This window comes from Aquicoccus sp. SU-CL01552 (genome assembly GCF_040365005.1).
Classification (GTDB): Bacteria; Pseudomonadota; Alphaproteobacteria; order Rhodobacterales; family Rhodobacteraceae; genus Antarcticimicrobium.
Window position 1 is genome coordinate 100442 of sequence record NZ_BAABWV010000005.1, and the last position, 12964, is coordinate 113405.

Annotated in this window: 12 protein-coding genes; 7 read left to right on the forward strand and 5 right to left on the reverse strand. The window is 64.3% G+C overall.

All coding sequences use genetic code 11. The annotated features are described in order from the left end of the window. The first annotated feature begins 13 nt into the window (after positions 1-13). Together ABWV23_RS07525 and ABWV23_RS07530 are read left to right on the forward strand one after the other, a co-directional pair. Positions 14-628, forward strand: coding sequence for a hypothetical protein (locus ABWV23_RS07525; RefSeq protein ID WP_353346873.1), 615 nt, complete (start codon positions 14-16; stop codon positions 626-628). A gap of 98 nt (positions 629-726) precedes the next feature. After that, positions 727-1443 carry an alpha/beta fold hydrolase gene (locus ABWV23_RS07530; RefSeq protein WP_353346570.1) on the forward strand — a complete coding sequence of 239 codons (717 nt, stop codon included), beginning with the start codon at positions 727-729 and terminating at the stop codon, positions 1441-1443. Positions 1444-1510: 67 nt separating this feature from the next. Here the strand turns inward: ABWV23_RS07530 and phaZ are convergent, their stop codons facing one another. Further along, positions 1511-2797, reverse strand: coding sequence for a polyhydroxyalkanoate depolymerase (gene phaZ / locus ABWV23_RS07535; RefSeq protein WP_353346572.1), 1287 nt, complete (start codon positions 2795-2797; stop codon positions 1511-1513). 110 nt (positions 2798-2907) lie between these two features. Here phaZ and ABWV23_RS07540 point away from each other — a divergent pair, with 110 nt between their 5' ends. From ABWV23_RS07540 to phaR, 5 genes are all read left to right on the forward strand, one after another. Beyond that, a complete protein-coding gene (locus ABWV23_RS07540) occupies positions 2908-4713 on the forward strand; it encodes a PHA/PHB synthase family protein (protein ID WP_353346574.1) in 1806 nt (601 codons plus the stop codon). A 130-nt stretch (positions 4714-4843) separates the two neighbouring features. Continuing rightward, positions 4844-5287 carry a phasin family protein gene (locus tag ABWV23_RS07545; protein WP_353346576.1) on the forward strand — a complete coding sequence of 148 codons (444 nt, stop codon included), beginning with the start codon at positions 4844-4846 and terminating at the stop codon, positions 5285-5287. A 236-nt stretch (positions 5288-5523) separates the two neighbouring features. Beyond that, positions 5524-5982 (forward strand): phasin family protein, encoded by a 459-nt coding sequence (locus ABWV23_RS07550; RefSeq protein WP_353346578.1) that lies wholly within the window; start codon positions 5524-5526, stop codon positions 5980-5982. Positions 5983-6221: 239 nt separating this feature from the next. Then, positions 6222-7472 (forward strand): hypothetical protein, encoded by a 1251-nt coding sequence (locus tag ABWV23_RS07555; protein ID WP_353346580.1) that lies wholly within the window; start codon positions 6222-6224, stop codon positions 7470-7472. Between the two features lie 90 nt (positions 7473-7562). Beyond that, positions 7563-8123 carry a polyhydroxyalkanoate synthesis repressor PhaR gene (phaR, locus tag ABWV23_RS07560; protein WP_353346582.1) on the forward strand — a complete coding sequence of 187 codons (561 nt, stop codon included), beginning with the start codon at positions 7563-7565 and terminating at the stop codon, positions 8121-8123. 86 nt (positions 8124-8209) lie between these two features. Here phaR and ABWV23_RS07565 read toward each other — a convergent pair whose 3' ends face one another. The 4 genes from ABWV23_RS07565 to ABWV23_RS07580 form a co-directional block, all read right to left on the reverse strand. Beyond that, positions 8210-9427 carry a DegT/DnrJ/EryC1/StrS family aminotransferase gene (locus ABWV23_RS07565; RefSeq protein WP_353346584.1) on the reverse strand — a complete coding sequence of 406 codons (1218 nt, stop codon included), beginning with the start codon at positions 9425-9427 and terminating at the stop codon, positions 8210-8212. Positions 9428-9561: 134 nt separating this feature from the next. Next, a complete protein-coding gene (locus tag ABWV23_RS07570; RefSeq protein ID WP_353346586.1) occupies positions 9562-10866 on the reverse strand; it encodes an NAD(P)/FAD-dependent oxidoreductase in 1305 nt (434 codons plus the stop codon). A 50-nt stretch (positions 10867-10916) separates the two neighbouring features. Further along, positions 10917-12275: a glutamine synthetase family protein gene (locus tag ABWV23_RS07575; RefSeq protein WP_353346588.1), complete on the reverse strand. Its 1359-nt coding sequence runs from the start codon at positions 12273-12275 to the stop codon at positions 10917-10919. Next, complete coding sequence (locus ABWV23_RS07580; RefSeq protein WP_353346590.1) at positions 12272-12955, reverse strand: type 1 glutamine amidotransferase; 684 nt, start codon at positions 12953-12955, stop codon at positions 12272-12274. The genes ABWV23_RS07575 and ABWV23_RS07580 overlap by 4 nt, the downstream gene beginning before the upstream one ends. Between the last annotated feature and the right edge of the window lie 9 nt (positions 12956-12964).

A 12964-nucleotide genomic window follows, 5' to 3' on the forward strand; every position in this document is an offset into this window, starting at 1 on the left:
GACACCGGGCAGCATGCGCGGGCTGGAGGAGCTGGGGCGCGTCCGGCTGTCGAAGCATTTCTTTTTCCGCGATTTTCTCTATTCCGAGATCGGCAGTTTCCATCGCGTCCCCAACCTGCCTGATGATCCCGACCTGGCGATCGAGACCGGCCGGGCGCTTTGCGAAACGCTGCTCGACCCGCTGGAAGAGACCTTTGGCCGGATCGCGGTGCGCTCGGGCTACCGCTCGGCGGAGCTGAACCGGTTCGGCAATGAGAATGGTCTGAATTGCGCCCGCAACGATCACCCGCTGGAATGCCATATCTGGGATCGCGGGCGCGGGGCCGAGCGGGTGGCCGGGGCCAGCGTGGTGATCCCCTGGTTCGCTGATCGTTACGCGCAGGGCCGCGACTGGCGCGATCTGGCCTGGTGGCTGTATGATCACCTGCCGTTTTCCGAGGTCTGGTTCTTTCCCCGGCTCTGCGCCTTCAACATCGCCTGGCGACCGGAACCGCAACGCCGCATCGACAGCTATATCGCCCCGCGCGGAACCCTGCTGCGCGCCGGGGAGGCACCGGCCGAGGCGCCCGAGCAACGCCGGGCGCGCCATCGCGATTTTCCGCCCTTTCGTGGCGTCGTCTACCCCTGACCGGGGTTGCAACCGCTTGCCGGGCCGGATGGAAAACCGCATGGTACCGGCAGGGGCCTGGGGCCCCGGTATCCGTCGATGCAAAAAAGGATTTCCGCATGACCGAAGCCCTTGTCCTGGTGCCCGGAATGATGTGCGACGCACGCATTTTCGAGCCGCAGATCAACATCCTGAGCCGCGAGCGCGCGGTGATGGTGGCCCCGGTCACCCAGGGCGAGCGGATCGAGGAGATCGCCTCGAACATCATCGACCAGCTGCCGCAGCGGTTCGCGCTGGCCGGGCTCAGCATGGGCGGCATCGTGGCGATGGAGATCCTGCGCCGGGTGCCCGACCGGATCACCCGCCTGTGCCTGATGGATACCAACCCGCTGGCGGAATCCCCGCCCGAGGCCGCCGCGCGCGAGCCGATGATCGTGGGGGTGCGCGCCGGCCGGCTGGACGAGGTGATGCGCGAGGCGATGAAGCCCGACTATCTCGCCCCGGGACCGCGCCGGATGGAGGTGCTGAACAGCGTCTATGCCATGGCCGCCGACCTGGGGCCAGAGGTGTTCGTGCGCCAGAACCGGGCGTTGCAACGGCGGCGCGACCAGCAGAGCACCCTGCGCAAGTGCAAGGCGCCGGCCCTGATCCTGTGCGGCGCGCATGACCGGTTGACCCCGGTGAAACGGCACAGTTTCATGGCCGAGCTGATGCCGACGGCCGAGCTGACGGTGATCGAAGGGGCCGGTCACCTGCCGACGCTGGAGGCGTCGGAAGCGGTTCTGGCGGCGTTGCGCGGCTGGTTCGAGATGCCGCGCCCCTCCGTGACGGACTGACGCCCGACGCGGGATCGCGGGTCGCAAAGCGGCGCGGCGGCATCAGCCCACCGCGCCCTTGTGCATATCAGCTGGCGGCCGCGTTGCGATTGGCCGGGCGTTTTGCGCGCCGGGGCGCCGGGGCCGAACTGTTGGCGTTCATGAACTCGATCACCAACGGGCGGATGTTGTCGCGCCAGGACCGGCCGGCAAAAATGCCGTAGTGACCGGCGCCGGGTTCGACGTGGCTGGCCTTCATGCTGTCGGGCAACCCGGTGCACAGGTCGAGCGCGGCGATGCACTGGCCGGGGGCCGAGATGTCGTCGTTGGCGCCCTCGACGGTCTTGACCGCGACCTTGGTGATCTTGCCGATGTCCACCTTGTGCCCGTCGACGACAAACGCGTTCCTGGCGACCTCGCCGTTCTTGAAGATGCGCTCGACGGTCGACAGGTAGAACTCGGCGGTCATGTCCATCACCGCGAGATACTCGTCGTAAAACCGGTTGTGGGCGTCGTGATCGCCGGCTTCGCCGCGCATCACGCGCTGGATCTGGTTGGAAAAGGCATCCGCATGGCGGTCCGAGTTCATCGAGATGAACGAGCTGAGCTGCAACAGGCCCGGATAGACCAGCCGTCCGACGCCCTTGTTCTTGAACCCGACCCGCTGGATCGCGGTTTCCTCGAGCTGGCCCATGGTCACGCGACGACCGAAATCGGTCACCTCGGTGGGGGTGGCGTCGGGGTCGATCGGGCCGCCGATCAGGGTCAGCGACAGCGGTTGCGCCTTGGGGTCCTGCTCGGCCAGGTAGGCGGTGGCGGCCAGAGCCAGCGGCGCCGGCTGGCAGACCGCGATCACATGGGTGTCCGGCCCCAGGTGGCGCAGGAAATCGACCAGGTAGAGGGTGTAATCCTCGATGTCGAACTTGCCCGCCGACACCGGGATGTCGCGCGCGTTGTGCCAGTCGGTCACGTAAAGCTCGCAATCGGGCAACAGGCTCTGGGCGGTCGACCGCAGCAGGGTGGCATAGTGCCCGGACATCGGCGCGACCAGCAGCACCTTGCGCGGCTGGATGTCCCGGCCCGGAACCTTGAAGTAGATGAGATCGCCGAACGGCTTCTCGACCACGGTCTGGATCTCGACCACGTGGTCCTTGCCATCCTCGCAGGTGACGGTGCGGATGCCCCAGTCGGGCTTGACCACCATGCGCTGGAACGTGCGCTCGGTCACCTCGCCCCAGGCGGCCATCCAGTTGAGCGCCGGGTTCGGCATCATGCTGAAGGCGGGGTAGGAGGCAAAGGATTGCGCCGTCGCACCAAGCCACTGGTTGGCGTTTCGGGCCGTCTCCATCAGGTCGTATGTCATCATATAGCGCATTCGGGTCTCCTCGGTTCGCGATTTACACCGTTAGGTTCAATCGTCGCTTTGCCTCCCGAACGCTGCGACGGTATTCTGCATGGCAGAAAGATTAGGGGGGATTCGTTAAAATGACAACTAGTGACGATGGTGGAGGCGCCGTGGCCGGCGAACCTCTCGACAAGTTGACCGAGAATCTCAAGAAGGTCGAAACCCTTTCCAAGCGGTTGATGGAGGTGATGTCGAACAAGACCACCCACAACCCGGCGCTGAACGCCCCGAACCAGGAGCTGTTTACCCGGGCCGCCACCGCCTATTGGACCCAGGCGGTGCAGAACCCGGCCAAGCTGCTTGAAAACCAGATCGAGTTCTGGGGCAAGTCGGTCAAGCATTTCGCCGAGGCGCAGCAGGCGCTGGCGCAGGGCAAGCTGGCCGCGCCCGAGGATCCCGGCCCCAGCGACAAGCGGTTTTCCAATCCGCTGTGGGACAGCCACCCCTATTTCAACTTCGTCAAGCAGCAGTACCTGATCAACGCCGAGGCCATCGAACACGCGGTCACCAGTGTCGAGGGCATGGACGAAAAGGAAAAGCGGCGGCTCAAGTACTTTGCCCAGCAGATCGTCGACATGATGTCGCCGACCAACTACCTCGCCACCAACCCGGATGCGCTGGAAAAGGCGCTGGAGACCGAGGGGCAGTCGCTGGTGCAGGGGATGGAAAACCTGATCGCCGACCTCGAGGCCAACGACGGCGAACTGGTGGTCCGCCTGGCCGACGAACAGGCGTTCGAGGTGGGCGGCAACATCGCCACCAGCCCGGGCGAGGTGGTGTACCGCAACCGGATGATGGAGATCATCCAGTACAAACCCACCACCGAGACCGTGCATGAAACCCCGATCGTGCTGTTCCCGCCCTGGATCAACAAGTTCTACATTCTCGACCTCAAGCCGCAGAACAGCCTGATCAAGTGGATCGTAGAACAGGGTTACACGCTGTTCGTGGTCAGCTGGGTCAACCCCGACCACTCCTATGCCGAGATCGGGCTGGAGGATTACATCGAAGAGGGGATCCTCGCCGCGATCCGCGAGGTCAAGGCGATCTGCGACGTGCCCCAGGTCAACGCCGTGGGCTATTGCATCGCCGGTACCACGCTGTCTCTGACGCTGGCGCTGATGAAGAAACGCGGCGACACATCGGTGAAATCGGCCACCTTCTTTACCGCGCTGACCGATTTCTCCGATCAGGGGGAGTTCACCCCCTTCCTGCAGGACGATTTCATCGACGGGATCGAGGCCGAGGTCGACGAACAGGGCATCCTGCGCTCCTACATCATGTCGCGCACTTTCTCTTACCTGCGGTCCAACGATCTGGTCTATGGCCCGGCGGTGCGCAGCTACATGCTGGGCGAGGCGCCGCCGGCCTTCGACCTGCTGTTCTGGAACGGCGACAGCACCAACCTGCCGGGACGGATGGCGGTGCAGTACCTGCGCGGGCTGTGCCAGCGTAACGAGTTCTGCGAGGGCGGCTTCAAGATCCTGGGCGAGACGCTGCACGTGAAGGACGTGAGCGTTCCTCTGATGTCGATCACCTGCGAGACCGACCACATCGCCGCCTGGAAGGATTGCTATCGCGGCGTGCAGAAGATGGGATCGCGCTCCAAGACCTTCATCGTCTCGGAGTCGGGTCATATCGCCGGGATCGTGAACCCGCCCAGCAAGAAGAAGTACGGACACTATACCAATACCGACCTGAAGGGCGATGCCGAGGCCTGGATGCAGGGGGCAACCTTTCACGAGGGGTCCTGGTGGCCGCGCTGGGAGGGCTGGCTTGCCAAGCGATCGGGCAAGCAGGTTCCGGCCCGCGACATCGGTGATTCGGAGCATCCGGGCCTCGCGGCGGCGCCCGGAACCTATGTGGTGGCCAAGCCAAAGGCTTGATTTAACGGCGTTCTGCCTAGTTTTTCTGCGTTGCAGCGATTTTTCTTGAATTGCTGCGACGCAGCATGCATATTGTCTCTAGACGAGTTGTAAACCGGGATCGTCCCGACCAGCGCAAGGATTAGTGACAATGGCAACTACCCAAGATTTTACCGCGATGATGAAAGATGCAATGGGCGCATTCCCCGTCGACACCTCCGCCATGGAAGGCGCGTTCAAGTCGACCGCGACCCTGAACGAGAAGCTGACCGGCGTGGCCCTTGAAGCCGCTGGGAAAACCTCGGAAATCTCGAGCTCCTGGACCAAGGACACGCTGGCCAAGCTGGCTGACCTGTCGAAAGCCAAGACCGAGCCGGCCGACTATGCCAAGGCGATGACCGATTTCGCCTCCGCCACCGCCGAGGTTGCCGCCGAGAACATGTCCGCCTTTGCCGAGATCGCCAAGAAAATGCAGATGGACACCGTCGAACTGCTGATGGCTGCCGGCAAGGACATCACCGAGGATGCGACCAAAGCCGTCAAGAAGGCCACCGACGAGGTGACCACGGCCGCCAAGAAGGCCGCCGCCAAGTAAGGCAACGATTTAAGCGCTGTTGTCCCTCTCTCCTCCCAACCGGTGCAAGAGCGCAAAAGGGCAGGTCGCAAGACCTGCCCTTTTTTTGTGGTTTTTCGGCCGGCGTTCTGCTGTTCCGACACAAAATGCTGCAGCGCAGAAAAATACCCTTGAAATGCTGCGATGCAGCAATATATAAACTTCACAAGACGACGGGCCTGCGCCCGAATGACACCGAGTTCAAAAGGACCAGACCGATGCTGAACAAAGATTACTCCGAAGTCATGAAAGACATGATGAACGCCTTCCCCGTGGACACCAGCGCCATGGACGATGCTTTCAAGACCACCGCCGCACTGAGCGAGAAGCTCTCGGGCGTGGCCCTCGAGGCCGCCGGCAAATCCGCCGAACTGTCCAGCCACTGGGCCCAGGACACCCTGGCCAAGGTGAACGAGATCGCCAAGGCCAAGGCCGAGCCGGCCGACTATGCCAAGGCGATGAGCGATTTCGCCTCGGCCTCGGCCGAGGTTGCCGCCGAGAACATGTCCGCCTTCGCCGAGATCGCCAAGAAGGTGCAGATGGACACCGTCGAGCTGATGATCTCCGCCGGCAAGGACATGGGGCAGGAGGCTTCGGCCGCGATGCAAAAGGCCGCCAGCGACGTGACCGCTGCCACCAAACCGGCCGCCGCCAAGAAGGCGACGCGCGCCAAGTAAGCCGCATCCGGGCCGCCCACGGGTGGCAACCATGACAGGGCAGGCCCAGCAGGGCCTGCCCTTTTTCGTGCCCGGTGCCGCCCCCCTCTCACCGCAACCGGATCGGTGGAACTCGGGCCATAGTTGCGTGATCACGCTTTTGTGAGTATAGTTAAAATTGAATTAATTTTTTCTCTGCCCGCCACGGCGGGATGCCTGATTGATGCAAGCGATTTTTCCCTTCGGGAGGAGGTTGATCGATGTGCGGGTTTACAGCGCGATTTTGCGCGGTCCTGTGTCTGTTTCTTGCGCCCGGGGTGGGGTCCGGTGGCGCAGGTGCGCAGCAGGCCGACGGGCTGGACAGCGGCTGGTTCGGCACCAGCCTGTCATTTTCCGAGACGATGCTCGACCGGCAGGACACTGTCACCAACAAGCTTTCTGCCGCGCTCCGGGCGCGCCAGGCGGGCGCGCTGGAGCAGAACCGCCTGTACCTCGGTGGGCGGGCCTTTGGCACGATCATCCATGAAGAGACGAACACGGCGGGCAAGTTCCCGATCCTGTCCCGTCTGCCGCCGAGCCATGCCTCGGGCCTCTCCGATACCTACCGGGTGGTCAACGAGGTTTCACTCACCGCCACCTTGACCCTGCCGCTGGTCACCGCATTTGCGCAGGGCGAATACACCGAGGTGCCCTACCCGGGGCAGGACGATGTCCAGTTGCGCAAGATCTGGGTCGCGATCGGCGATCTGGACCGCTCGCCGTTCTACCTCGCGGTCGGGCGCAAGTCGGTAAACTTTGGCAACTTCGCCAGCTATGCGCCCTTTACCCACACCCACAGCGCCCATTATTTCTGGGCGCAGGTCGAGGATCCGCTGATCGAACTGGGCTATGTCACCGACCGCACCGAAATCGCCGTCTCGCTGATCCCCGAGCACCGTGGCTTTCGCGTGGTCAGCAGCCCGGACAACAACGGAACCTACGACAATTACGCCCTGAACATCGCCCACCGGGTCGACCTGGGCGGCGATCTGAGCCTGAGGATCGGGGCCGGTTACCTGCGTGGCACGATCTATGACAGCGTGATCGCCTATCACCCGCCGAGCACGGGGATAAATCGGCGCTGGAACGGCGCCTATGACGTGAACGTCACGCTGAGCGGTGACAATTTCGACCTGATGGGGGAATTCACCCAAACCGAGCATATCTGGCCCGCCACCGGCCACAAGGTCACCGCGATGACGCTGCAAGGCCGCTATCGCTCGACCCTTTTCGGTCGCCCCTGCACCTATTCGCTGGCCGCCAGTCGCGGCATCCAGGGGGCCAAGGGCACCCCTTGGGAAAAGATGGATCAGGTCACCCTGGGTGTCGAGGTCGATGTGGCCAAGCACCTCAAGCTGGGGGCGGAATACCTGTTCAACGACGGCTTCGTTCCGCTGATCCTGCCCAAGGTGGTGTCCGATGCAGGCGTCACCTCGCACACGGTCGTCCTGGGGGCCAAACTCACGTTCTGATCCGCTGCACCCGGCCCAACAGCCGCTCTTTCTTTTTGTTTTGCGCTGGCTTAGTGTTTGCTGCAACGCAACGTGTTTGGAGGGCGAGACGTGGCCGCAGACCAGAAACCACTGCTGATCAAGCGTTATGCCAGCCGCCGGCTCTACAACACCGAGACAAGCGATTACGTGACGCTGGAAGATATCGCGGGGTTCATCCGCGCGGGCCGCGAGGTGCAGATCGTCGATCTGAAGACCGGTGATGACCTGACCCGGCAATACCTGTTGCAGATCATTGCCGAACATGAGAGCCGCGGCGAAAACGTGTTGCCGGTCAACGTTCTGAACGACCTGGTGCGCAGTTACATGCTGCCGGGCGGCGGCATGATGCCACAGTTCCTGCAATCCTCCTTCGAGATGCTGCGCGAGAGCCAGTCGAAGATGATGGAGAACATGACCGTGATGAACCCGATCTCCAAGATCCCCGGGTTCGAGGCGATGCAGGCGCAGCAAGAGGCCTTTCTCAAGGCGATGACCGGGGGGCTTGGCGGCAGCTGGTCCGGCCCGGAGGCCGAAGGCGGCGGCGAGAGCGGTGGCGCCAGCGGCGAGGATCTCGACGCGATCAAGAAGCAGCTCGCCGATCTTCAGGACAAGCTGTCCAAGCTGAAATAGACGCGCCGCTTGGCATGACAAGACTGGTGGTGTGACAGGACGGATGGTACCGGGCGCGGGGGCAGGGGGCTCCCGCGCCCGTTTTGTCAGGTGCCGTAGGCGCGGGTCGGGCCAGCGGCCTCGGCGGCGGCGCTGATCAGCACATCCGCGATGGCATCCAGTTGCTCGGGCTTCAGGTAGACCGGCAGCCGCACGTCGCAGGCCTGCATCAGCATGGCGCGGGTCTGTGGCAATTCCGGCAGATCCTTGATGAACTGCCAGTTCCAGAAGGCGCGCGCATTGTCGGCGCTCAACCCGAACACCTGCACCTTGACCCCGTTGGCACCGGCGGCCTCGGCAAAGGCGCGGGTCTGGCCCTCATCCAGGCCAACCAGGTTGAACTGGATCGAATCCGGAGCGCGCACCTCGGGGCCCAGTGGATCGGGCACCGACAGGAAAGGCGAGCCGTTCAGCTTGGCCGCAACGTGGTCGTGATTGGCGCGACCGTCACGCACACGGCGCAGCAATTCGGGCAGTTGCGGCCGGATCACCGCCGCGCTGAGGTTGCTCATCCGCAGGTTATACAGCGGCAACTGGTTCTGCCACTTGGCAAAGGCGGCCTCCAGCGCGTCGGTATTGTCGCCGTGCGGACCCTTGTGCTTTTTCCAGTTGTGCTCATAGGCGCCCGACATGATCACCGCGCGGGCCACCAGGTCGGCGTCGTCGGTGATCATGATGCCACCCTCGCCGGCGTTGATCATCTTGTAGGACTGGAACGAGAAACAGCCGATCTTGCCGATGGTGCCGATGTTGCGGCCGTCCCATGTGGTGCCCAGCGAATGCGCCGCGTCCTCGATCACCGGAATGCCGCGCGCGTCGCACAGCGCCATGATCGCATCCATGTCCGAGGTATGGCCGCGCATGTGGCTGATGATCACGGCCGCGATGTCCTGGTCGAGCTTGGCCTCGAAATCGGCCAGGTTCACCCGGTAATTCTCGCCCACCTCGCAGAGCACCGGCTGGCAATCCGCATGCACCACCGAAGAGGGCACGGCGGCAAAGGTAAAGCCGGGGATCAGCACCCGCGCGTCACGCGGCAGGGCCAGCGCCTTGAGCGACAGGAACAGCGCCGCCGAACAGGACGACACCGCCAGCGCGTACTTGCTGCCGATCATCTCCGCGAACTCCCGCTCCAGCAATGCGACCGGCGCATCCTGCGGCGCGGTATAGCGGAACAGGTCCCCCGATTGCAGCAGCGCATCAATGGCATCGCGCGCGGCGGGGGGGATGGGCTCGGCGTCGTGGACGTTCGGGATGGCTGTCATATTTCTGTTTCCTTAATAGAGCCTTTCAAAAATATAAAACAGTGGCAATGAGAAGCCAAGCGCGCACGCCAAAACGTCCGGCGAAATCCGGCCGGTGACGCAGCGTGCGTTGCAGATCGGAAACAGGCGGTGGATCAGATCCCCAGCCGGTCGCGCAGCGAAAACCAGGTCATCGCCAGCACCAGCAGCGGGTTGCGCAGGGCCGGCCCGCCGGGAAAGGGCGTGTTGGGCAGGCGCGACATGGTGTCGAACCCTTCCGCCTCGCCCCGGATCGCCAGCGCCATCAACTGCCCCGCATGGGTGGCGGTGCCGACCCCGTGCCCGGAATAGCCCGAGGCTGACAGGATGTTCGGCGCCACCCGCGCGAGATAGGGCAGCCGCTTCATGGTGATCGCCAGCGTGCCGCCCCAAGCATAGTCGATCCTGACGTCGCGCAGGTGCGGGTAAATCTCGCACATCGGCTTGCGCACCGTGGCGGCAATATCGGCGGGGAAGCGATAGCCATAGCTTTCACCGCCCCCGAACAGCAGCCGCTTGTCGGCGCTGAGACGGAAATAGTTGACCACGAACCGGCTGTCGGCCACCGCGATATCCTTGGTCAGAACCTTCGCGGCCTCGTCGCCCAGCGGCTCGGTCGCGGCGATGAAATTGTTGATCGGCATCACTCGCGCGGCGACCTTGCCGTTCAGCCCGCCGAGATAGCCGTTGCAGGCCAGCACCACGTGATCGGCGGTGACGCTGCCCGCCGGGCAGGTCAGGCGGGCCGGGTGCCCCTCGTCGATTTGCAAGACCTCGGTGTTCTCAAAGATGCGCACGCCCGCATCCCGCGCCGCCCGCGCCAGCCCGAGGGCGAAGTTCAGCGGATGCAGGTGCCCGGCGCCCCAGTCCACCACGCCGCCCCGGTAATCGGGCGAGGGGCAGAGCGCGTGAAACGCCTCTGCGTCCAGCGCCTCGATTTGATCATATCCATAACGGGTTTGCAGCAACGCGGCATAGTCGTGCAGGTGCCTCACGTCGCCCTTGGACGATCCGGCCCAGGCCACGCCGGGTTTCAGATCGCAGTCGATGCCGTGTTTCGCCACCAGCCCCTTGACCAGGTCCTTGGCGTCTTCGGCCAGGGTCCAGTATGTTTTCGCCTCGTCCGGGCCGACCAGCGATTCCAGACCGTCCTGTTCCACCCGCTGACCGCTGCCCAACTGGCCGCCGTTGCGCCCCGAGGCGCCAAAGCCGACCCGCTGCGCCTCCAGCAGCACCACCGACAGCCCGGCCTCGGCCAGGTGTAGCGCCGCCGACAGCCCGGTATAGCCGGCGCCGACGACACAGACATCGGCGCGCGCCTCGCCCTCCAACGCCGGGAAGGGGGGCAGCTCATGCGCCGTGGCCGCGTACCAGCTGGCGGGATACGCGCCGCGCTGGTCGTTGGAATAGAGCAGGTTCATCGCCGGTCTCGCCCCTTGTACAATTCGCGCCCGAAATTCCCCGAACGGGGTTACACGTTCAGCAGCAGATGCTCGCGCTCCCAGGGCGAGATCACCTGCAGGAACTCCTCGTATTCCGAGCGCTTGACGATGCCGTAGACGCGGCAGAACTCCTCGCCCAGCACCGCGTGCAGATCGGGGGACTCGTCGAACAGGTCCAGCGCCTGGCCCATCACCTGCGGAATGTCCGGTTCACCGTCATAGGCATCGCCGCGTTGCTGCCGGTCCGGGCGCTCTTCCTGCACCAGGCCGAGATAGCCGCAGGCCAGGCTGGCGGCGATGCCCAGGTAGGGGTTGCAGTCCATCCCGGCCAGCCGGTTTTCCACCCGCCGCGCCTCGGGCCCCGAGAGCGGCACGCGAATGCCGGTGGTGCGGTTGTCGCGGCCCCAGCTCAGGTTGATCGGCGCGGCGTGGTCGCGCACGTAGCGGCGATAGGAGTTGACGTAAGGCGCCAGCACCGCGATCGCCGAGGGCAGGTGTTTCTGCAAGCCGCCGATGAAATGGTAAAAGGCATCGGTTTCCCCGCCCTGCGGGCCGGAAAACAGGTTGTTGCCGCTTTCGATGTCGATGATCGAGTGGTGCACATGCATGGCGCTGCCCGGCTCTTCGGCGATAGGCTTGGCCATGAAGGTGGCGAAACAGTCGTGGCGCAGTGCTGCCTCGCGGATCAACCGCTTGAAATAAAACACTTCGTCGGCCAGCTTAACCGGGTCGCCGTGGCGCAGGTTGATTTCCAGCTGACCGGCGCCGCCCTCTTGCGTGATGCCGTCGATCTCGAAGCCCTGTGCCTCGGCGAAATCATAGATGTCGTCGATCACCGGGCCGAATTCGTCCACGGCGGTCATCGAATAGGCCTGCCGCGCGGCGGCGGGGCGGCCGGAGCGGCCCATCATCGGTTCGATCTCTTTCGCCGGGTCGACGTTGCGGGCGACCAGGTAGAACTCCATCTCGGGGGCGACAACCGGCTCCCATCCCTTGGCGTGGTAAAGCTCCACCACCCGTTTCAGCACGTTGCGCGGGCTGAACGGGATCGGCTCTCCCTCGCGGTCGTGAGCGTCGTGGATCACCTGCAGCGTCCAGTCGCCGGTCCAGGGGGCGGCGGTGGCGGTGGACATGTCCGGCTTGAGGATCATGTCGCGTTCGATGAATCCCTCTTCGCCGGCGGCCTCGCCCCAGTCGCCGGTGATGGTCTGGTAAAAGATGCTGTCGGGCAGGTGGAAATAATCCTGCCGCGCGAACTTGCTGGCCGGCACCGCCTTGCCCCGGGCGATGCCGGGGAGGTCGGAAATGATGCACTCCACCTCGTCGAGGCGGCGGCCTTCGAGATAGGCCTGCGCGGCCTCGGGCAGGGTTTTCAGCCAGTCGGTCATTTCGACCTCTCTTTCTTAAAGAAATCGGCCATGAACCCGGCAATGCGGGCCACGTCCAGCGGCGCGTCGAGCTGTTTCTCGGCGTCGGAGAGTAGCGCGTCGGGCACCACCCCCTTGCCTCGGGTGCGGATCAGGCCCTCGATGAACTCGGGGGTGAACTCGGGGTGTGGCTGCACCGTCCAGATGCTATCGCCATAGGCCAGGATGGCGTTCTCGCAAAACGGGCTGCTGGCCAGGACGCGGGCCCCTTCGGGGCGTTCGGTCACCTGGTCCTGGTGCCAGGCGTTCAGCGCGACCGTCTCGCCGCCCAGGTCGTACTCGGTGCGCCCGACGGACCAGCCGCCATCGTATTTCTCGACCTTGCCGCCAAGCGCCTGCGCGATGATCTGGTGGCCGAAACAGACGCCGATCAACGGCCGGCCGCTGTCGCGGATGTCACGGATGAACTGTTCCAGCGGCGGGATCCAGGGGTGAGCCTCATAGGCGCCATGGCGCGAGCCGGTGATCAGCCAGCCGTCCGCCGCCTCGGGGCTGTCGGGCAGGACGCCCTCCAGCACCGGGTATGTTTCAAAGGTAAAGCCGTGTCCGCCCAGCAGGGTGCGGAACATCTGGTCGTAATCCCCCGTCGATCCGATCAGGTCGTCGGGGGCGTGGCCGGTTTGCAGGATGCCGATTTTCATGAGTCACCG